Source organism: Streptomyces pactum (assembly GCF_002005225.1).
In the GTDB taxonomy this organism is placed as follows: domain Bacteria; phylum Actinomycetota; class Actinomycetes; order Streptomycetales; family Streptomycetaceae; genus Streptomyces; species Streptomyces pactum_A.
This window is the reverse complement of sequence record NZ_CP019724.1, coordinates 6,088,622-6,108,831: the sequence shown is the minus strand read 5'-3', so window position 1 is coordinate 6,108,831 and position 20,210 is coordinate 6,088,622. Positions and strand designations below refer to the sequence as shown.

The window sequence follows — 20,210 nt, the reverse complement described above, 5'->3', positions numbered from 1 at the left end:
CCATCGCGGCACCACACACCGGCCCCGCCGATCTTCCCCCGTCGGCGGGGCCGGTGGTATGTGCGGCGGCCCGGCGGTCCGTCCCGCGGCCCGCGCCGACATCCCCGTCGGCGGGACGCCGGTCGCGGCGGACGGCTGTCGGCGGGGTGTCGGTCGTACCGGACGGCTGTCGGCGGGATGTCGGTCGTACCCGGACGGCTGTCGGTGGGATGTCGGTCGTACCGGACGGCTGTCGGCGGGATGTCGGTCGTTTGTCGGTGCGGGCTGACAACGTCGTCGGCATGAAGCGAATCGACGGCAACCCCCCGACCGCCGCGGGCAGCGCGGTCACCGTACGGGGGCTGGTCAAGCACTACGGCGAGACCAAGGCGCTGGACGGCGTCGACCTGGATGTGCGCGAGGGCACCGTGATGGGCGTGCTCGGGCCGAACGGGGCCGGCAAGACCACCCTCGTCCGCATCCTGTCCACCCTCGTCACGCCCGACGCCGGCCAGGCGCACGTCGCCGGCTACGACGTCGTCCGGCAGCCGCGGCAGCTCCGGCGGGTGATAGGGCTCACCGGGCAGTACGCGTCCGTGGACGAGAAGCTCCCCGGCTGGGAGAACCTGTACATGATCGGGCGCCTGCTCGACCTGTCCCGCAGCAACGCCCGTACCCGGGCCGACCAACTGCTCGAGCGGTTCTCGCTCACCGAGGCCGGCAAGCGGCCCGCGGCCACCTACTCGGGCGGCATGCGGCGCCGGCTCGACCTGGCCGCCTCCATGATCGGGCACCCGGCCGTCCTCTACCTGGACGAACCCACCACCGGCCTGGACCCGCGCACCCGCAACGAGGTGTGGGACGAGGTCAAGCGCATGGTCGGCGACGGTGTCACCGTGCTGCTGACCACCCAGTACATGGAGGAGGCCGAGCAGCTCGCCGCCGAGCTGACCGTCGTCGACCGCGGCAAGGTCATCGCGAACGGCGGCATCGAGGAGCTGAAGGCCAAGGTCGGCGGCCGCACCCTGCGCGTCCGCCCGGCCGACCCGCTCCAACTGCGCCCGCTCGCCGCCTACCTGGACGAGCTGGGCATCACCGGGCTCGCCAACTCCACGGTGGACGCGCGGCGCGGTGACGTCCTGGTGCCGATCCTCAGCGACGAGCAGCTCACCGCCGTGGTCGGCGCGGTCACCGCGCGCGGCATCACGGTCGCCTCCGTCACCACCGAACTGCCCAGCCTGGACGAGGTCTTCCTGTCCCTCACCGGCCACCGCGCCAGTGCCCCGCAGGACTCCGCGCCCGCCGACGCCCGTGAGGAGGACGCCGTATGAGCGCCCGCCCGTCTCCCACCACCACCCCGCCTGAGGCGCTTCGCGCCGCCCCTTCGGTCACCGTGCCCCCCGCTCCCCGTGCCGACGCCCGGATCTCGCCGCGCGGACATGTCCGGCACACCGGTGCCCTGGTCCGCCGCAACCTGCTGTGGATCCGGCAGGACCCGGAGTCGATGTTCGACGCCCTGCTGATGCCGGTCGTCTTCACCCTGCTGTTCGTGTACGTCTTCGGCGGTTCGATCGGCCAGGCCCTGGGCGGCGGCCAGGACGGCTATGTGCAGTACGTGATCCCCGGCATGATCGCGATGATGAGCATGACGCTGTCCCAGGGTGTCGGCACCGGGTTCAGCCAGGACTTCAACTCCGGTGTCATGGACCGCTTCCGGTCCCTGCCGATCGGGCGCGGCTCCGTGCTCTTCGCGAAGATCTCGGTGGAGATGCTGCGGATGCTGTTCGCGACGACGGTGCTGATGGTCGTCGCCGTCCTGGTCGGCTTCGACATCCGGAACTGGGCCGGTCTGTTCGCGGCGGTCGCCCTGTCCGCGGTGTTCGCCTCGTCGATCATGTGGGTGTTCCTCACCCTGGGCGTGATCCTGAAGAACGCCCAGGCCGTGCAGGGGATGGGATTCATGGTGCTGTTCCCGCTCCAGTTCGGCTCGTCCATCTTCGCCCCGCCGCAGTCGATGCCGGGCTGGCTGCAGGCCTTCACCGACTACAACCCGCTGTCCACGCTCGCCGACGCGGCGCGCGGACTGATGGTCGGCGGCCCGGTCGCGCACGACCTGTGGATGACGCTCGGCTGGTCGGTGGCGATCACGGCGGTGATGGCGCCGGTCGCCATCCACAAGTTCCGTACGAAGACCTGACCCGGCCCGGGATCAGAGCAGGGCGACGGCCTCCTCCGCGGTGAGGCCGGCGCCCTCGGCGTGCGCGGCCTCGTACGCCTGGGCGCCGAGCACCTCGCGGACCCGCCCGGCGGCCCGGGCGCGCGCGTCCCGCTCCAGGCCCATCGGGACGTGGTCCGGCGGCAGCAGCGCGTCGGCGGCGCCGATGCAGCGCGCGGCGTCCGCGGCCCGGCGCCCGCCGTCCACGCGGGCCAGCGCCATCGCGGCGATGGTCAGGTACCCGGAGCGCATGTGCGGGGCGACGGCGGCGGACAGCGGGTCCTCGGCCCGTTCCAGCGCCATGCGGGTCTTGTCCAGGCACTCCTCGTGCCGGTCCTCCAGCGTGGCGATCCATGCCTCGGCGGCGAGGATGAAGGCGTCGAAGACGATGAAGTGGGAGACGGCGAAGTCCTCGCGCAGCAGCCGCAACTGCACACGCGCCTCGGCGATCCGGTCGGTCATGCCGAGCCAGCCGGCCAGGAAGAGCCGGGCGGCCGGCACGGCGCCGTTGTGCCCGGTCCCCTCGGTCCGGTCGATCACGGCGGTCAGGATGCGCTCGCCCTCCTCGCCGTCCCCCGCCTCCAGCAGCACGCTGCCGAGGCGGGCCTCCAGGACGTCCACCTGGGCGTGCGCGCCGAGCCGTTCGGCGTGCACCGCGGCGAGCCGGTAGTCGGCGGCGGCGAGTCGGTACTCGCCCTTGCGCTCACGGGCCTCGCCGCGGGCGGCGAGCGCCTCGGCGGTGCCCCAGGCGTCGCCGAGGCGGCGGTAGATATCCAGTGCCTCGTCGGCGTCGCGGGCCGCGTCGCCCGCCCACTCGGTGCGGTTGGCGTGGAAGTTGGCGCGCATCTGCAGACTGCCGGCCAGCGACCACTCGAACCCGGGTGTCGCACGGCAGGTGCGCACGGCGGCGTCCATGATCTCGCGCAGCCGCTCCATGTCGCCGGAGAGCATCACGGCGAAGAACCAGAGCAGGCCGGGAGGGGAACAGGTCTGGGGCATGCCCGGTTCGTAGGTCTCGGCGATGACCCGCAGTTTCCGCTTGGCCTGCGGCTGCTCCCAGGCCTCCCGCTCGGTGTCCATGCAGGCGAGGTGGGCGAGGTGGACCCCGCGCCGGGCCTCGGCCAGTACTTCGCCGGTGATCGGGGGCGGGGCGGCCGTGCACCGCTCCCACACCGGCTCGGCGCGGCGCACCGGCTCGGCGAACGGGTCGGGGCCGAGGGCCATGACCTCGCTGAACCAGTTCCGGGCCTCCACCCGCAGGTCGCGCATCTGCCAGTACCAGACCAGCGAGAGGGACAGGCTGAGCGCCTCCTGTTCGTCGCGCTCGGCGATGGCGTGGCGCAGGGCGGTGCGCAGGTTCTCGTACTCGCGCTCCAGCCGCTCGATGGCGGTGAGCTGTTGCGGGCCGCGCAGCAAGGGGTCCGCGGTCCGGGCGAGTTCGCGGTAGTACGTCAGGTGCGCGCGCTCGGCGGCGGGCCGGCCGCCGGTCTCGTCGAGGCGTTCGGCGGCGTATTCGGCGACGGTCTCCAGGAGCCGGTAGCGCATGCCGTCACCGCCGGACGGTGCGGCCACGACCAGGGACTTGTCGACGAGGGAGCCGAGGGCGTCCAGGGCGGCGGGCCCGCACACGGCCTCGGCGGCGACGAGGTCGCAGCCGCCCGCGAAGACGGACAGCCGCCCCAGCACGTCCCGTTCCTCCGCGTCCAGCAGGTCCCAGGACCAGTCGACGACCGCCCGCAGGGTCTGCTGGCGGGGCAGGACGGTGCGGCTGCCGGAGGTGAGGAGGCGGAAGCGGTCGTCGAGGCGGTCGGCGATCTGGCGGGCGGTCATCATCCGCAGCCGGGCGGCGGCCAGTTCGATGGCGAGCGGCAGGCCGTCGAGGCGGCGGCAGATCTCGGCGCAGGCGGCCGCGGTCTCCTCGTCGGCGTCGGGGCGGAAGCCGGGGCGGGCGGCGACGCCCCGGTCGGCGAGCAGCCGCAGCGCGGCGGGCTCGGGCAGGGGCTCCACCGGGCGCAGCGTCTCCCCCGGTACGCCGAGGGGTTCGCGGCTGGTGGCGAGGACGGTCAGGCCGGGGCAGCGGGCGAGCAGTTCCTCGGTGAGGCGGGCGGCGGCGTCGACGACGTGCTCGCAGTTGTCGAGGACGATCAGCATGCGGCGCCGGCCGCAGTGCTCGACGAGGCGCTCCACGGCGGTGGCCCGCCGGTCGGGGGCGGCGACGACCCGCATCTCCTCGGCGCCGGCGCCGTACAGCACGGTCTCGCGGGCGCCGAGGGCGGTCAGCACGGCCTCCGGTACGGCGTCGGGGTCGTCGACGGGGGCGAGTTCGGCCAGCCAGGCGCCGTCCCGCGCCGGGTCGCCGGCGCCCTCGGCGACCTCCTGGGACAGCCGCGTCTTGCCCGCGCCGCCGGGCCCGAGGAGGGTGACGAGACGTGCGGCCGTGAGATCGGCGCGCAGGGCCTCGATGTCGGCGTCCCGGCCGACGAAGGAGGTGAGCCGGGCGCGGAGGTTGCCACGGGGCCGGGCGGCGGCCGCAGCGACGGCGTCAGGGGTCTCGCCCGCCGAGGGATCAGCGGACGCGGCAGGCCTCGCGCCGGTGGCGGACGCCGGGGGCGTCGCGGTTGCCGCGCCGGTGGCGGACGCCGGGGGCGTCGCAGGTGCCGCCTCCGGCGGGGTCGCCACGCCCGGCGGGGTCGCCGCGCCCGTCGCAGGTGCCGCGCCCGGCGGGGTCGCCACGCCCGGCATGGTCGCCGCGCCCGTCGCAGGTGCCGCGCCCGGCGGGGTCGCCACGCCCGGCATGGTCGCCGCGCCCGTCGCAGGTGCCGCGCCCGGCGGGGTCGCCACGCCCGGCATGGCCGCCGCGCCCGTCGCAGGTGCCGCACCCGGCGGGGTCGCCACGCCCGGCATGGTCGCCGCGCCCGTCGCAGGTGCCGCGCCCGGCGGGGTCGCCACGCCCGGCATGGCCGCCGCGCCCGTCGCAGGTGCCGCACCCGGCGAGGTCGGCACGCCCGGCGTCGGCGCCGCGCCCGTCGCGGGCGTCGGGGGTGTCGGGGGCGTCGGGGGTGTGGCGGGCGCCGCGCCCGTTCCGCCCGTTGCGGTCACCGCGCCCGGGGCGCCGGTCACGCCGGTCACGCCGGTCACGCCGGTCGCGGTTGCCGCGGCCCCCGCGGGATTGAGCAACTCCCCGTGCAGAGCCCGTAGCTCGGGTCCGGGGTCGGTGCCGAGCCGGTCCGCGAGCAGTCGGCGTACGGCCTCGTAGGCGGCCAGCGCCTCGGCGGTGCGGCCGGTGTCGCGCAGGGCGCGCAGCCGGAGCGCCTGGAGGGGCTCGTCCAGGGGGCGGCCGTCGCACAGCGCGGTCAGCTCGGGCAGGGAGCGCTCGGCCTGACCGAGGTCCAGGGCGGCGGCGTGCCGGGCGCGCAGGGCGTCCAGGTGCCGCATCTCCCAGCGGGCCGCCTCGGCGGTGCGGTCGGGCAGGTCGGCGAGGGCGGGGCCGCGCCACAGGCCGAGGGCGTCGTCGAGCACGACGGCCGCCTTGCCGGGGTCGCCGTCGGCCAGGGCGCGGGCGCCCTCGCCGGCCAGCCGGCCGAAGCGGTGCAGGTCGACGTCGTCGGGGGTGGCGGCGAGCCGGTAGCCGCCGTCGGCCGAGGCGACCGCCTCCGCGCCGAGCGTCCGGCGCAGCCGCCCGACCAGGGCCTGCAGGGCACCCGGCGCGTCGGCGGGCGGATCGCCGTCCCACACCTCCTCCACCAGCAGTCCCGCCGCCACGGCGCGGCCGGGCCTCAGGGCGAGGACGGTCAGCAGCGCGCGCAGCCGCGCCCCGCCGAGCGGGACGGCCGAGCCGTCGGGGCGGAGTACCTGTGTGGTGCCGAGGATGCGATAGCGCACGGGGCCCATTGTCCCCGCTGCCGTCGGAGCCGGTCACGGGGTTTCGACGGCGCGGCGTGAGGTCCGGGAACCGGTGCCCGTCCGGTGGTCCGGGCCCCAGGCGGGCGGCGGCCTCCCCGGAACCTCCCGCCGCCCGCGAGACGTTCCCCCCGTGCGCCCGGTACCGTCGGGCAGTCCCCGCCGGCCCCGGCCGGGTCATACGTGTGTCCGACCGCCAGGGAGTCCCATGACCACCGCCACCGCCCGCCCCAGTGACCGGCGGATCAGTCCGGTGTTCCTCGGGATCGTCGCCGTCGCCGCGGTCACGGGCTGGGCCACCTGGACCGGGTTCGCCGAGCAGCCGGGCCTGGCCGTGTTCCTGTTCGTGACGGCGGCCTGGGTCGTGTCGCTGTGCCTGCACGAGTACGCGCACGCGCGCACCGCGCTGCACAGCGGCGACATCTCGGTCGGCGCGAAGGGCTATCTGACGCTGAACCCGGTGAAGTACACGCACGCGCTGCTGAGCATCGTGCTGCCGGTGCTGTTCGTGATCATGGGCGGCATCGGGCTGCCGGGCGGTGCCGTCTTCATCGAGCGCGGGCGGATCCGGGGGCGGTGGCGGCACAGCCTGATCTCGGCCGCGGGACCGCTGACGAACGTCCTGTTCGCCGTGGTGTGCACGGCCCCGTTCTGGCTGGACGCGCTGGACGGTGTGCCGCGCGACTTCCGGATCGCGCTGGCCTTCCTCGCGCTGCTCCAGGTCACGGCGGCGATCCTGAACTTCCTGCCGGTGCCGGGCCTGGACGGCTACGGGGTGATCGAGCCGTGGCTGTCGTACAACGTACGGCGGCAGGTGGAGCCGCTCGCGCCCTTCGGGCTGCTGATCGTGTTCGCGCTGCTGTGGATCCCGGCCGTCAACGGCGTGTTCTTCGGCGCGGTCGACGCGCTCCTGCGCGGTCTCGGCATCGGCGAGATCGACACGTACTGCGGCTTCGAGCTGTACCGCTTCTGGCAGACGGACGAGCTGTGCTCGGTCAGCCCGTGACGGACGTGGAGCGGCGGGCTTCCCTGCCGCGCTTGACGTAGTACCAGCACATGTTGGAGGACAGCCCCGACAGCAGCACCCACACGACGCCGATCAGCACGCTGCCCTGCCCGAAGGAGACGACGGCGGCGGCCACGGCGAGTACGCAGACGGCCAGGGCGTAGAGGGCGAGGCGGGGCATGGTGCGGGCTCCTGTCGGGGGACACGTGCGGGTACTGCGGTGAACACGGGCGGTACGGGTACCGCCGGCACCCACCAGTGTCCCCCATCGCCTCACACGTCGGTGACGCGGAGCCCGGCGTGTGCCTTGTAGCGGCGGTTGACGGAGATCAGGTTGGCGACCAGCGACTCGACCTGGTGGGCATTGCGCAGCCGCCCGGCGAAGACGCCCCGCATGCCGGCGATGCGCCCGGCCAGGGCCTGCACGATCTCCACGTCGGCGCGCACCTCGCCCAGCACCATGACGTCGGTGTCGATCTCGTCGATCTCCGGGTCCTGGAGGAGGACGGCGGACAGGTGGTGGAAGGCGGCGGTGACCCGGCTGTCCGGCAGCAGCGCGGCGGCCTGCTCGGCGGCGCTGCCCTCCTCGGGCTTGAGCGCGTAGGCGCCCTTCTTGTCGAAGCCGAGCGGGTTGACGCAGTCGACGACGAGCTTGCCGGCCAGCTCCCCGCGCAGGGATTCGAGGGTCTTGCCGTGGCCGTCCCAGGGCACGGCGACGATCACGATGTCGCTGCGGCGGGCGGTCTCGGCGTTGTCGGCGCCCTCGACGCCGTGCCCGATCTCCTCGGCGGCGGCCCGGGCGCGCTCGGCGGCGCGCGAGCCGACGATCACCTTCTGGCCGGCCTTGGCGAGGCGGTAGGCGAGGCCCTTGCCCTGGGGGCCGGTGCCGCCGAGCACGCCGACGACCAGCCCGGAGACGTCGGGCAGGTCCCAGGGGTCCTTGGCGGGGGCCTTCTGTGCAGCACTGTCGGTAGAGGTCATGGGCCGACCCTACGTCCGTCCCGACCGCCGGGCGGGTTCAGGCCCCACCCGGCTGCCGGGCCGTCCCCGGGCCGCTCCCGGGCCGCCCCTAGGGCTCCCCGGATCGTCTGCCGGGTCACCCCCGGGCTGTCCCCGAGCCGCCCCCGGGACGCTCCCGGCCCGTCCCCGGGCCGTTCCCGGGCAGCCCCCGGGGCGCCCCGGATCGCCTGCCGGGTCACCCCCGGGCTGTCCCCGAGCCGTCCTCGGACCGTCCCAGCAGTCCCCGGGCCGCACCCGGATCGTCCCCGAGTCGGGCGAATCCGGGGCGAATGCCGGGCCGCGCGGGCCGGGGTGCGGCAGGATGCGGGCGCATGGACGCCGTACGGGTCGCTCTGCTGCGGGAAGTGCTCGCCGGGACCGAGTGGCTGGGGGCCACCCGGAGGTTCGCGGGGGCGCTCAGGGGGTCGGTGGTCCCGCACGGCGGCGGGCTGCTGCTGGTGGGCACCGCCGAGTACGAGCCCTGGCATCTGGCGGCGCACCTGGTGGACGAGGCCGCCTGGTCGGGGACTCCGGAGCTGGCCCCCACGCTCGTACGGCACGACGCGCGCCCTTCGGACCCGGCGCACCTGGCGGTGGGGCCGGGGCGGCTGGCGGCGGCCCGGCGCGGGGAGACACTGCTCGTGGTGACGCCCGACGACCCCGGCGCAGCGCTCCTGGAACGGGTCCACGACGCCCGCCGGGCCGGCGCGACGGTGCTGGCGCTGGGCACCGGCGAGCGGGAGCTGACGGCGATGGCGCACGAGACGCTGACCGTGCCGGACGACGCCGAGCTGGACCTGGACACCGTGCAGCACCTGGTCAGCGCGGCGGCCGGGGAGAACGCGGTGCCGCCGCCCCGGGGCCGCCGCCGTTTCCGGGACCGCCTGTCCCGGCTGGCCGACCACCTGACGGCGCCGCCGCCGTCCGGCTGGTAGCGCCCCCGGGTGCGCACGCCGGGCGATCGCCTCGGCGGTGACCGCGGGGAGGTGCCCCGTCAGTCCTCGTCCGCGCGCCCCGCGGCCGAGGCGTCGTGCCACTTGGGGTCGTTCTCCCACTCGAGGTTGCGCTCGCGGGCGGTCCGCATCGCCTGCTCGGCCTCCGTGCGGGAGGCGTACGGCCCGAAGCGGTCCTTTCCCGGGCAGTCCGGGCCCTCCTCGACCCTCCGGTGCTCCAGGCAGTAGTACCACTCGCCCGGCTTTCCGACCGTGCGCTTCTTGAACAAGGCCATGGCCGTCTCCTTTCGTCCACCCGCCAGGGACATGCTCTCGTATGCCCGCTGGTTAGACTCGCTGACATGTCTGGCCAGTCGCTGCTCGTACCAGGGGAGCTGTCTCCCACCCGTTCCGTACCCGGAAACATCCGCCGGCCCGAGTACGTGGGCAAACCCGCGCCGTCGCCGTACACCGGGCCGGAGGTGCAGACGCCCGAGACGATCGAGGCGATGCGCGTGGCCGGGCGGATCGCGGCGCGGGCGATGGAGGAGGCCGCGAAGCTCATCGCGCCCGGTGTGACGACGGACGAGCTGGACCGGGTGGCGCACGAGTACATGTGCGACCACGGCGCCTACCCCTCGACACTCGGCTACCGCGGTTTCCCCAAGTCCCTGTGCAGTTCGGTCAACGAGGTCATCTGCCACGGCATCCCCGACTCGACGGTGCTGCGCGACGGTGACATCGTCAACCTCGACGTGACGGCGTACATCGGCGGCGTGCACGGCGACAACAACGCGACCTACCTGGTCGGCGACGTGGACGAGGAGAGCCGGCTGCTGGTCGAGCGCACCCGGGAGTCGCTGGCCCGCGCCATCAAGGCGGTCAGGCCGGGCCGGCAGATCAACATCATCGGCCGGGTCATCGAGTCGTACGCGAAGCGGTTCGGGTACGGGGTGGTGCGGGACTTCACCGGCCACGGGATCAACTCGTCGTTCCACTCCGGGCTCATCGTCCCGCACTACGACAGCCCGCACGCCACCACCGTCATCCAGCCCGGGATGACCTTCACGATCGAGCCGATGCTGACGCTCGGGACGCACGAGTACGACATGTGGGACGACGGCTGGACGGTCGTGACCAAGGACCGCAGGCGGACGGCGCAGTTCGAGCACACGCTCGTGGTGACCGACTCCGGGGCCGACATCCTGACCCTTCCGTAGCCGCACCTCGCTCCTTCACGGGCCCGCTCTCCTCGGAGGGTGGGCCCGCTCGCGTGCGGGTAGGCTTTTACCGACAGGACGTCGGAAAGACTGTTGACTTAGGTAAGCCTAACCATGGAAGATCGGTCACATGGACAGCTTCTCGGCGCTCCTGAGAGCCGCCACCCACGAGCAGCACGAAGAGGCGAACACCTCGTCGTTCATGAGCGACCTGCTGGGCGGCAGGTTGGGAGTGGACGCCTTCGCCCGCTACACCGAACAGCTCTGGTTCGTGTACGAAGCCCTGGAGTCCGGGGCCGCGCGGCTGACGGCGGACCCGGTGGCGGGGCCCTTCATCCGTCCCGAGCTGATGCGGCTGGCGTCGCTGGAGCGGGACCTGGCCCACCTGCGGGGCCCCGCCTGGCGGGCGTCCCTCACCGAGCTGCCGACCACCCGGGCCTACGCGGACCGGGTGCGCGAGTGCGCCGAGACCTGGCCGGCCGGGTACGTGGCCCATCACTACACCCGCTATCTCGGGGACCTCGCCGGGGGCCAGGTCGTCCGCGACCGGGCGGAGCGGACGTGGGGCTTCGCCAAGAAGGGCGACGGGGTCCGCTTCTACGTCTTCGACGGCATCGGCAACCCGGCCGCGTTCAAGCGGGAGTACCGGGCGCTGCTGGACGGCATCCGCGCGGACGACCTGGACAAGCAGCGGGTCGTCGCCGAGTGCAAGCGGGCCTTCGCCCTGAACACGGCGGTCTTCCGGGCGCTCGCCGAGGAGTTCCCGCTGTCCGCGTGAGCGAGCCCGGCCCGCGGACGGACCGGTCCCCCTCGGCCGCCGTGGCCGAGGGGGACCGGGAGCGAGGGCCCACCGGCCTCGGTTGTCGATGCGGTGGTCGTCGCTGCGGCGGTTGATGCCGCCACAGGTCACGTCGCTACCGGTGATGTCCGTGGCGAAGCTGCCGAAGTACGGGCCGCGGATGGCGCCCTCGTCGCCGCGCGGGTGCCCGTCCATCGCCGCGCGGGTGCCCGTCCGTCGCCGTGCGGGGGCCCGTCCGTCGCCGCGCGGGTGCCCGTCCGTCGCCGTGCGGGGGCCCGTCCGTCGCCGTGCGGGGGCCCGTCCGTCGCCGCGCGGGGGCCCGTCCGTCGCCGCGCGGGTGCCCGTCGAAGGCCGTGGCGGTCGCGGCGCCGCCGGCCGTCATGGCGGCGCCGCCGGACGGTGGCGCCCGTCACCGTTCCAGGCGCACCCGTCCGCCGATCTCGATCCACCCTTCGGGCTGCGGCGCCGTCAGAATCTGCGAGCCGGTGCCCTGCGTGATGTTCAGGGCCCGCCCCAGCCGGTCGGTCAGCAGCAGCGCCGCCGCCCCGGTCGCCTCGTCCTCCTCGATGCCGTCGTCGCGTCCCGGGAACGCACGCGCCCGCACCCGCCCCGCCGGCTCGTCCTGCCAGGCCCACGCGTAGATCCACTCCCCGGGCGGCGGCACCGCCAGATCGTCGACCTCGGCGACGGTGGGGTACTGGCGCAGGGTGCGCGGCGGGGCCCACTCGGGGCGGGCCTCGATCCAACTGAACTCGCCGTCCAGCCGGGCCCCCACCACTCCGGCCGGGGTGACGAGCTCGGGCACGTCGAGCAGCCAGGCCGTGCCGACGCAGGGGTGGCCGGCGAACGGCAGGCGGAGAGCAGGCGTGTAGATGTCGACGACACCGCGTTCGGGGTCGTCGACGAACACGGTCTCGCTGAAGCCGAGCTTCGCGGCCAGCTCCTGCCGCCCGGCGGGGTCCGGCAGCACGGATCCGTCCCGGACGACGCCGAGCTCGTTGCCGTATCCGCCGTTCGGCGCGCAGAAGACACGCAGTACGTCGTAGTCAGTCACCGGGGCATTCAAGCACCGCTCGCGGCCGGCCGGGCCGGCGTGGGGCCTCGTCGTACGGCAGGGCGGCGAGTGTGCCCGCGTACGCCCGTGCCAGGGCGGCGCGTCGGCGCTCGGTGTCCGGTCCGGCGGGGCCCGCCGACAGCCTGGCCAGGCGTTCCTCGTGCGCCGCGGTGACCTCGTCGGCACCGCGGCACGTCGTCCTCGGTCGTGCCGCCCCGGGTCACGTGGACCGCGACGCGAACCGCGACGGCGTTGGAGGCGTCCCACGACGCGAACCGTTCAGGCGTGTCGAGGTGCCCCGGGACGTGAGGTCACGGTGTGGCCGCCGTACCCGGTCCCGGCGCTCGCGCGCCTCCTCGCCCCGGTAGGGTTCGCCTCCGGGAAGGGGAAGGTGAAGGAACCTGATGAGCAGGAACCGCGGCCCTCGTAGGCCCCGCAGGCTTGACCGGAGCGCGCTCATAGCGGCCTCGGCGACCGCTTTGTCGCTGACGGCGAGCGGATGCGTGGTGGTGCACGGCGAACGCGAGGTGCTCCCGTCGGCGACCCGGGCCGAGGCCGCGAAGGCCCTCCAGCGGTTCACCGCCGCCTACAACGCGGCCGACAAGGCGTACGACCCCTCCCTGGACGCCGACCACACCACCGGCGCCCTCGCCGCCATCGACTCGGCGCGGCTGGAGGCGGGCCGGACCAACAACCCGGACGGCAATCCGTCGCACTCGCCGCTGGAGCTGACGGACGCGAAGTTCACCATCCCGAAGAAGGCGGGCTGGCCGCGCTGGTTCGTCGCGGACACCAAGGCCAACAAGGGCGGCGACGCCCGCTGGTTGCTGGTCTTCACCCGCGACGGTCTGGAGGAGACCTGGCAGGCGGCGTACCTGACGCTGGTCGCGCCCGGCAAGGTGCCCGAGTTCAAGACCGACCGGGACGGCTGGGCCGAGGCCGTTCCCGCGAACTCCACGGGACTGGCCGTAGCGCCGGCCGACCTGAGCGAGGACTACACGACGTACCTGAAGGACGGCGGGAAGACCTTCGCGGACGGTGCCCACACCAGTTCCTGGCGGGAGTTGCGCGAGAAGCGGTCGACCCGGCCCGGCCTGGTCACGCAGTACATCGACGAGCCGCTGACCGACGGCGACTACGCGCCGCTGGCGCTGCGCACGGAGGACGGCGGGGCGCTGGTGTTCTTCACCACCCGGCACTTCGAGAAGCAGACCGCCGCGCGCGGCGCCTCGGTGCCGACGCCGAACAAGGACGTGCTGGCGCTGACGGACGGCGAGATCAAGCAGTCGCTGACGATGGAGTTCGTCTCCAACGAGATCGCGCTCGACCCGGCGGAGGGCTCCGGCGACGGGCAGGTGTCGATCCTGGGGCGGGTCCAGGGTCTGACGTCGGCGCAGGGCGAGTAGGCGCAGGGCGGGCAGGCGCAGGGCGGGCAGGCGCAGGGCGGGCAGGCGCAGGGCGGGTGGGCGCAGGCCGGCTCAGGCGGAGTACGGCGACGGCCGGGTGGCAGGACGGTGGCGGTGCGCTCGCTCAGCGGCGCAGGGGCCAGGTCGCGCCCGCGTGGTCGCTCTCCTCACCGGCGTGCCGGGCGCAGGCGTCGGTCAGCGTCTCCAGCAGGGTCAGCGGGTCCGGCAGCGGGTGCTCGGGGCCGCGTACCCAGTGCACCGTCCGGTCCTCGCCGGGCAGGCTGGCGGGCGGTACGAGGACGTAGGAGCCGCGGCAGTGCCAGCGCAGGCCGGGATGCTCGTCCATGGTCTCGGGGTGGCAGTCCAGCTCGCAGGGCCACCACTCGTCCTCGTCCTCGGGGGTGCCGCGGGTGAGGGTGAACAGCAGCATGCGGCCGTCGTCGCTCTCGGCGACCGGACCCACCTCGATGCCCGCCTCGAGCAGGCGGTCGAGCGCCTCGCGACCGGCCTGGAGGGGGACGTCGAGGACGTCGTGCACCATGCCGGTCGCGGTGATGAAGTTGGCCTCGGGCTGGTGGCGGGCCCAACGCTCGATCTGCGCGCGGTCGGTGGTGGACTGGGTCTGCCAGGCGAACGACACGGGGTGCCGGGCGGGGGTGGGACAGCCGACGCGGTCGCAGGAGCAGCGGTACCCGGCCGGGTGCGCGGCGGGCGCCAGGGGCAGTCCCGCGCCGGCGGCGGCGAGCAGCAGGTCCTCCCGGCCACCGTCACCGGGGGCCTCCTTGGGGCGGCGTCCGCGCAGCCACTGGGAGAGTTTGCCCTGCAGACCGCTCCGACCGCCGAACTCCGCGCTCATCTATCCCCTTCGCTCGCCGTCGTGCGCACCAGCATGCCTTATGGTCGCACCATTCCGCGCTTCGGGGTCGGGAAGGGACAAATTCCCCTGGCCACTCCCCTGATCCCCCTGATCGCGTCCTGGTCACCCCGTGGTCACCTCGGGGCGAGTCCGTGGAGCGCGTAGTCGACGAGCGTGTCGGTGTAGGCGTGGGAGATGGTCCCCGTGTGCTGGAGCCAGCGCTGGGCGAGCGGGGAGACGAAGAGCTCCAGTCCGATGCGCGGGTCGATCTCCGGTCGCACCTGGCCGGCGTCCTGGGCGGCGCGCAGCCGGTCGGCGTGGAGCTGGAGCGACGGCTCCAGGAGCCTGGTGACGAACTCCCGGCCGAGCTGTTCGTTGACGACGCCCTCCGCGGCCAGGGCGCGGTAGGGGGCCTCGAACTTCGGGTCGCGCAGTTCGTCGACGGTGGCGCGCAGCACGACCTTGAGGTCGGCGGCGACGTCACCGGTGTCCGGGATGGCGTACGCCGCCTCACCGGCGGCCCGCACGGCCTGCTCCCCCAGATCGAGGAAGGCCTCCAGCAGGACGTCGGCCTTCGAGGCCCACCAGCGGTAGATCGTCTGCTTGCCGACGCCGGCGCGGGCGGCGATGCCCTCGATCGTGGTCTTGGGATAGCCGACCTCCGCGACCAGGGCGAGGGCGGCGTCGTAGATGGCCTGACGGGACCGCTGGCTGCGCCGGGTGGCGTCGGGGTGCGGCCGGTCGGGCACGGGAGTGGGGGCGTGGGCTGGTTTCTGGGCGGCCATGTCTCGAAGTTACCAGGTTGACAAGACGGTACGTCTCGCGGAACGGCGGAGACACGAGGAGGGGGGCCGCGAGCGCCGGGGCAACGCGCCCGGAGGGCCGTCGCGGCCGGCCGGGCGCACCGGTCAGCGGGGCCGCGCCCGCGCGTTCTCCAGGTAGTGCAGGACGGCCGCCACCCGCCGGTCGACCTGGTCGGCCGGGGACAGGTCGAGCTTGGCGAAGATGCTGCGGATGTGCTTGTGGACCGCGCCGTCGGTGACGACGAGCCGGGCGGCGATGGCGCCGTTGCCCAGGCCCTCCGCCATCAGGGCGAGCACCTCCCGCTCACGGGGGCTCAGGCGCTCCAGCCGGGTGTCCTGGCGGGTCCGGGTGAACAACTGGGCGACGACCTCCGGATCGATGGCCGTGCCCCCGGCCGCGACCCGGCGCAGCGCGTCCATGAACTCCTCGACCCGCCCGACGCGTTCCTTGAGCAGGTAGCCGAGGCCGCCCACCCCGCCGGTCAGCAGGTCGGTGGCGAAGGACTGCTCGACGTACGCGGACAGCACCAGGACGGCCGGAGCGGGACGCCGGCGCCGGGCCTCGACGGCCGCGCGGATGCCCTCGTCGGTGTGCGTGGGCGGCATGCGTACGTCCAGGATGGCCACGTCGGGCTCGTGCTCGCCGATGGCGTCGAGCACCGCCTCGGCGGTGTCCGCGGTGGCCACCACGTCCAGGCCCTCGGCGCGCAGCAGGAGGGCGAGTCCCTCGCGCAGCAACGGGTCGTCCTCGGCGATCACGATCCGCAGCGCGCGGTCCATTTCACGTTCCACGGGTGGGTCCACTTCCAGGATGGCCGGTCCGCCGACCGGTCCGGCCGGGCGGAGACTGCCGTCGCGGGCCGCGACACGGCGCCGGTGCCCCGCTCCGGCCAACGACCTTACTGCCCGGGCTGGTTGGCCTCCGGCGGGGGCCAGGGGTCGCCCCAGTCCGCGTCGCGGGCGGCCTTGTACAGGTCGCCGTGGCGCTTGGTGACCGTCCGGCGGCGCAACTGCTCGTCGGGCTCGCACAGGTCGAGCAGCACCTGCCCCTTGCGGATCTGCGGACGCCGGACCACCCGGGAGGGGGCGGGGTCGACCGGGAGCCGGGTGGCGGCGACGTAGCTGAACTTCTCGTCCTCGTAGGCGAGGGAGCCGCCCTTGACCTGGCGGTGCAGGGAGGAACGGCTGACCCGCGCCGCGAAGTGGCACCAGTCCGTGCCGGGGACGATGGGGCAGGCGGCGCTGTGCGGACAGGGGGCGGCCACCTGGAACCCGGCGGAGATCAACCGGTCGCGGGCCTCGATGACCCGGGCGTACCCGTCCGGGGTGCCCGCCTCCACGATCACGACGGCCCGCGCGGCGGAGGCGGCGGCGTCGACGAGGGCGGTGCGGTCGGCGCCGGTCAGCTCGTTGAGGACGTAGGAGACGGTGACGAGATCAGTGCTCTCGACGGTGAGCGCCGCTCCGATCCGAGAGCGCTGCCAGCGTACGTCGCGCAGGGCCGGGTGGGCGGCGGCGATCTCCCGGCCGAGGGCCAGCGCGGGCTCGGCCCAGTCGAGCACGGTCACCGGACGAACACCGCCCCAGGTGGCGCTGACGGCCCAGGTCGCCGCGCCGGTCCCGCCGCCGACGTCGACGTGGCTCCCGGGCACCCACCCGGGCACGGCGTCCGCGAACGCCGTCAACGCGGACCGCACCGCCGCGAAGGTCGCGGGCATGCGGTAAGCGGCGTAGGCGACGACGTCCGCGCGGTCCCGCAGGATCGGGGCGTCGGTCGGGGTGGCCCCGCGGTAGTTGGCGATCAGCCGCTCCACGGCCTGCGCGGCCTGCCGGGGCGGCAGCCCGTCGACCAGGTCGGCGAGGGCGGTGCGCAGGGTGTCGGCGGGGGTGGCGGGGTCGTTCACCCGGCGATTCTACGGGGCGGGTGACGGGCGGATCGGCGGTGCGCGGGCCGGGGGCGGCCGGCGGGTGCGCGGGCCGGGATCGGCAGGCAGGCGGGCCGGGGTGGACAGGCGGGCGCGCGGGGCGGGATCGACAGGCAGGCGCGCCGGGGTGGACAGGCAGGCGGGCCCAGGTCGGCAGGCAGGCGGACCCAGGTCGGCAGGCGGACCCAGGTCGGCAGGCGGGCCCAAGTCGGCAGGCGGACCCAGGTCGGCAGGCGGGCGGGCCCAGGTCAGCGCCGACAGGCAGGCGGACCCAGGTCGGCAGGCAGGCGGGCCCAGGTCGGCAGGCAGGCGGGCGGGCCCAGGTCAGCGCCGACAGGCAGGCGGACCCAGGTCGGCAGGCAGGCGGGCCCAGGTCGGCAGGCAGGCGGGCGGGCCCAGGTCGGCGCCGACAGGCGGGCGTGGGCTGCGGAGGTCGGTCGCGCGGCCCGGCGCTGCCGGGGTGCCGCAGCGCCCCCCGTGCCGCATCAGCGGCACGACCGCCCGCAGCCGGGGCGGACGGGCTGCCCGCAACCGGGGCGGCACGGCCCGGGCAGGCCGCCGCGGGCGCCCACCGCTCAGATGCCCCGCACCGCCCGCGCCACCCGCGTCCCCAGCGCCGCCCGGGGCCCGTTGTCCGGGGCGCGGCGGCGTGGATGGACCGTGTTGGCGAGGAGGACCGCGAAGGTGTCCGTCGCCCGGTCGAGGACCAGCATCGTGCCCGTGAACCCGGTGTGCCCGGCCGCCCCCCGCCCCGCCAGCTCGCCCATGAACCACGGCTGGTCCAGCGCGAACCCGAGCCCCGGCTCGGCCAGCAGCAGCTCCACGAAGTCCGCCCCGAGGATGCGGGCCGGCCCGTACGAGCCCCCCGCCAGCAGCGCACGGCAGAAGACGGCGAGGTCCCGCCCCGTCGAGAACAGCCCCGCGTGACCGGTCACCCCGCCGAGCGCCCACGCGTTCTCGTCGTGGACGACGCCCCGCAGCATGCCCCGGTCCGCCTTGGCCCACGGTTTTCGCTGGTCCTCCGTCGCCGCCGCGCCCGGGCACGGCCCGAAGCCCGTCGCCGTCATGCCCAGCGGCCGGGTGATCCCGTCGCGGACGAGGACGTCGAGGCGGCGGCCGGTGACGCGTTCGAGGACCTGCTGGAGGAGCAGCATGTTCAGGTCCGAGTAGCAGTACGTACCCGGCACCCCCACCGGTGGCTCCGCCCGCAGCCGCCGCAGCCGTTCCCCGTCGTCGGCGCAGTCGTACAGCGGGAGTTCGGGCCGCAGTCCGGAGGTGTGCGTGAGCAGTTGCCGCACGGTGACGCCGTGCGCGGCGGCGGCCCGGAAGTCCGGCAGGTAGGCGCCGACCTCCGCGTCGATGCCGAGCGTGCCCCGCTCGATCTGCTGTACGGCGGCGACCGCGGTGAACACCTTCGTCAGGGACGCCAGATCGAAGGGCGTGCCGACGGTCATCGGGACCCTGGAGCCTTCGGGCAGCTCCACGCCCGCGTCGGCGCGCGGGTCGTAGGACGCGTACCGCACGGCCCACCCCGCCGCCTCCTCGACGGCGAGCACGGGGCCGCGTCCGACGGCCACGACGGCGCCCGCCGCCCAGGGCCGCTCGCCGGCGGTGAGGTCGTGCACCTCCTCGACGACACGGCGGAGCTGCCCGGGGTCGAGTCCGGCCCGCTCCGGGGTGTCGCTGCGCAGTCTCGGAACGCTCAGCTCTCCTCTCCCTCCGATGACCGGCACATCCCCACGAAGAAGGCGAGTGCCACCAGCGCCGCCGCCAACTGGACCACGGCCATCGGCAGGGCGGTGTCCTCCCCCGCGATCCCGACGAGCGGGGAGGCGACGGCGCCGATGAGGAAGGAGGACGTGCCGAGCAGCGCGGAGGCGGAGCCCGCGGACGTCTTGACCCGCATCAGGGCGAGCGCCTGGGTGTTGGGCAGGCTGATGCCCATCGCGGACATCAGCACGAACAGCGCGGCGGCGACCGGCGCGAGGCCGACCTCGCCGAAGACGCCGAGGGACATCAGCAGCAGCGCGGTCGCGGCGGCGATGACGATGAGCAGCCCGAGGCCCAGCACCCGGTCCAGCCGGACCCGGCCGACGAGGATCTTGCCGTTGATCTGTCCGACGACGACCAGACCGATCGAGTTGATGCCGAACAGCAGGCTGAACGTCTGCGGGGAGGCGCCGTAGATCTCCTGGATGACGAACGGCGAGGCGGCGATGTAGGCGAACAGCGAGGCGAAGGCGAAGCCGCCCGCGAGCATGTACCCGGTGAAGGCGCGGTCGGCGAGCAGGCCGCGCATCGCGCGCAGGGTGTCGCCGACGCCGCCCGCGTGCCGCTCCTCCTCCGGCAGGGTCTCGGGCAGCCTGGCCCACACGACGACGCCCAGCACCACCCCCACCACCGTGAGCACGACGAACACGCCCCGCCAGTCCGTCACCCGCAGGATCTGCCCGCCGATGAGCGGCGCGACGACCGGTGCGACTCCGGAGATCAGCATGAGGGTGGAGAAGAAGCGCGCCATGGCCACACCGTCGTACAGGTCGCGGACGACTGCGCGGGCGATGACGATGGCGGCGGCGCCGGCGAGTCCCTGCGCCAGCCGGAAGGCGACGAGCAGTTCGACGGTGGGCGCGAGGGCGCACAGCGCGGTGGCGACGACGTAGACGGCCAGGCCCGCCAGGAGCGGGCGGCGGCGCCCCCACTTGTCGCTCATCGGTCCGACCACGAGCTGGCCGAGCGCCATGCCGGCCAGGCAGGCGGTGAGCGTGAGCTGGACGGTCGCCGCGGAGGCGTGCAGGGACCGGGTGACGTCCGGAAGCGACGGGAGGTACATGTCCATCGCGAGCGGCGGCGTGGCGGTCAGGCCGCCGAGGATGAGCGTGACGAGCAGGCCGGTGCGGCGGGTGGCGCGCAGCGAGCGGGCGGCCGGTCCCGTTTCCGGTCCGGCCGCTCGCTCGGTGATCGGTGTGGTGCCCGTGTCCGTAGCTGTTTTCGTGTCCGTGTCCGCTGACGTGTGCGGTATGGACGGCCCGCGCTCGGGCATGTGCCCCTCCCTCTTCGACAGATCCGCCACCTATGCTCTCAGCTCGTACGGACTTGAACGAACAGACTCGAAC

Annotated in this window: 18 protein-coding genes and 1 pseudogene; 8 read left to right on the top strand and 11 right to left on the bottom strand. The window is 74.6% G+C overall.

Annotated elements, in window-relative coordinates:
- Window positions 1-281 precede the first annotated feature (281 nt).
- Window positions 282-1,310 (top strand): ATP-binding cassette domain-containing protein, encoded by a 1,029-nt coding sequence (locus B1H29_RS26100; protein ID WP_055417702.1) that lies wholly within the window; start codon window positions 282-284, stop codon window positions 1,308-1,310.
- On the top strand, window positions 1,307-2,176 hold the full coding sequence (locus B1H29_RS26095; RefSeq protein ID WP_055416620.1) for an ABC transporter permease: 870 nt from the start codon (window positions 1,307-1,309) through the stop codon (window positions 2,174-2,176). Before B1H29_RS26100 ends, B1H29_RS26095 begins: the two co-directional genes overlap by 4 nt.
- 12 nt (window positions 2,177-2,188) lie before the next feature.
- Here the strand turns inward: B1H29_RS26095 and B1H29_RS26090 are convergent, their stop codons facing one another.
- A complete protein-coding gene (locus B1H29_RS26090) occupies window positions 2,189-6,085 on the bottom strand; it encodes an AfsR/SARP family transcriptional regulator (protein ID WP_107095217.1) in 3,897 nt (1,298 codons plus the stop codon).
- A gap of 217 nt (window positions 6,086-6,302) precedes the next feature.
- Here B1H29_RS26090 and B1H29_RS26085 point away from each other — a divergent pair, with 217 nt between their 5' ends.
- On the top strand, window positions 6,303-7,100 hold the full coding sequence (locus B1H29_RS26085) for a site-2 protease family protein (RefSeq protein ID WP_055416621.1): 798 nt from the start codon (window positions 6,303-6,305) through the stop codon (window positions 7,098-7,100).
- On the opposite strand, the gene B1H29_RS26080 is transcribed toward B1H29_RS26085, so the two are convergent.
- Entirely contained in the window at window positions 7,090-7,281 is a 192-nt protein-coding gene (locus B1H29_RS26080; protein ID WP_055416622.1) for a hypothetical protein, read from the bottom strand. The genes B1H29_RS26085 and B1H29_RS26080 overlap by 11 nt on opposite strands.
- Window positions 7,282-7,373: 92 nt before the next feature.
- On the bottom strand, window positions 7,374-8,081 hold the full coding sequence (gene npdG, locus B1H29_RS26075) for an NADPH-dependent F420 reductase (RefSeq protein ID WP_055416623.1): 708 nt from the start codon (window positions 8,079-8,081) through the stop codon (window positions 7,374-7,376).
- Between the two features lie 350 nt (window positions 8,082-8,431).
- Here npdG and B1H29_RS26070 point away from each other — a divergent pair, with 350 nt between their 5' ends.
- A complete protein-coding gene (locus tag B1H29_RS26070; protein WP_055416624.1) occupies window positions 8,432-9,034 on the top strand; it encodes a hypothetical protein in 603 nt (200 codons plus the stop codon).
- Window positions 9,035-9,093: 59 nt separating this feature from the next.
- Here B1H29_RS26070 and B1H29_RS26065 read toward each other — a convergent pair whose 3' ends face one another.
- Window positions 9,094-9,327 carry a hypothetical protein gene (locus B1H29_RS26065; protein ID WP_055416625.1) on the bottom strand — a complete coding sequence of 78 codons (234 nt, stop codon included), beginning with the start codon at window positions 9,325-9,327 and terminating at the stop codon, window positions 9,094-9,096.
- A gap of 66 nt (window positions 9,328-9,393) precedes the next feature.
- On the opposite strand from B1H29_RS26065, the gene map reads away from it, so the two are divergent.
- Both map and B1H29_RS26055 read left to right on the top strand, forming a co-directional pair.
- Window positions 9,394-10,251, top strand: a complete 858-nt coding sequence (gene map / locus B1H29_RS26060; RefSeq protein WP_055416626.1) for a type I methionyl aminopeptidase — start codon at window positions 9,394-9,396, stop codon at window positions 10,249-10,251.
- A gap of 130 nt (window positions 10,252-10,381) precedes the next feature.
- A complete protein-coding gene (locus B1H29_RS26055) occupies window positions 10,382-11,029 on the top strand; it encodes a heme oxygenase (biliverdin-producing) (RefSeq protein ID WP_055416627.1) in 648 nt (215 codons plus the stop codon).
- Between the two features lie 430 nt (window positions 11,030-11,459).
- Here the strand turns inward: B1H29_RS26055 and B1H29_RS26050 are convergent, their stop codons facing one another.
- Window positions 11,460-12,104: a PhzF family phenazine biosynthesis protein gene (locus B1H29_RS26050; RefSeq protein ID WP_055416628.1), complete on the bottom strand. Its 645-nt coding sequence runs from the start codon at window positions 12,102-12,104 to the stop codon at window positions 11,460-11,462.
- A 307-nt stretch (window positions 12,105-12,411) separates the two neighbouring features.
- Between B1H29_RS26050 and B1H29_RS39515 the strand changes: the two are divergent.
- Window positions 12,412-12,534 (top strand): annotated as a pseudogene (locus tag B1H29_RS39515) (iron transporter); the annotation flags it as partial.
- Window positions 12,509-13,510, top strand: a complete 1,002-nt coding sequence (locus tag B1H29_RS26040; RefSeq protein WP_055416629.1) for a hypothetical protein — start codon at window positions 12,509-12,511, stop codon at window positions 13,508-13,510. The pseudogene B1H29_RS39515 and the gene B1H29_RS26040, both read left to right, overlap by 26 nt.
- Window positions 13,511-13,634: 124 nt before the next feature.
- On the opposite strand, the gene B1H29_RS26035 is transcribed toward B1H29_RS26040, so the two are convergent.
- The 6 genes from B1H29_RS26035 to B1H29_RS26010 form a co-directional block, all read right to left on the bottom strand.
- Window positions 13,635-14,366 carry a bifunctional DNA primase/polymerase gene (locus B1H29_RS26035; RefSeq protein ID WP_055416630.1) on the bottom strand — a complete coding sequence of 244 codons (732 nt, stop codon included), beginning with the start codon at window positions 14,364-14,366 and terminating at the stop codon, window positions 13,635-13,637.
- A 134-nt stretch (window positions 14,367-14,500) separates the two neighbouring features.
- Window positions 14,501-15,151 (bottom strand): TetR/AcrR family transcriptional regulator, encoded by a 651-nt coding sequence (locus B1H29_RS26030; RefSeq protein WP_055416631.1) that lies wholly within the window; start codon window positions 15,149-15,151, stop codon window positions 14,501-14,503.
- A gap of 123 nt (window positions 15,152-15,274) precedes the next feature.
- On the bottom strand, window positions 15,275-15,949 hold the full coding sequence (locus tag B1H29_RS26025) for a response regulator transcription factor (protein WP_199832310.1): 675 nt from the start codon (window positions 15,947-15,949) through the stop codon (window positions 15,275-15,277).
- 119 nt (window positions 15,950-16,068) lie between these two features.
- Window positions 16,069-17,073, bottom strand: coding sequence for a small ribosomal subunit Rsm22 family protein (locus B1H29_RS26020; protein WP_055416632.1), 1,005 nt, complete (start codon window positions 17,071-17,073; stop codon window positions 16,069-16,071).
- Window positions 17,074-17,669: 596 nt separating this feature from the next.
- A complete protein-coding gene (locus B1H29_RS26015) occupies window positions 17,670-18,827 on the bottom strand; it encodes a serine hydrolase domain-containing protein (protein WP_199832275.1) in 1,158 nt (385 codons plus the stop codon).
- A complete protein-coding gene (locus B1H29_RS26010; RefSeq protein WP_055416633.1) occupies window positions 18,797-20,137 on the bottom strand; it encodes a multidrug effflux MFS transporter in 1,341 nt (446 codons plus the stop codon). Before B1H29_RS26010 ends, B1H29_RS26015 begins: the two co-directional genes overlap by 31 nt.
- Window positions 20,138-20,210: the final 73 nt, after the last annotated feature.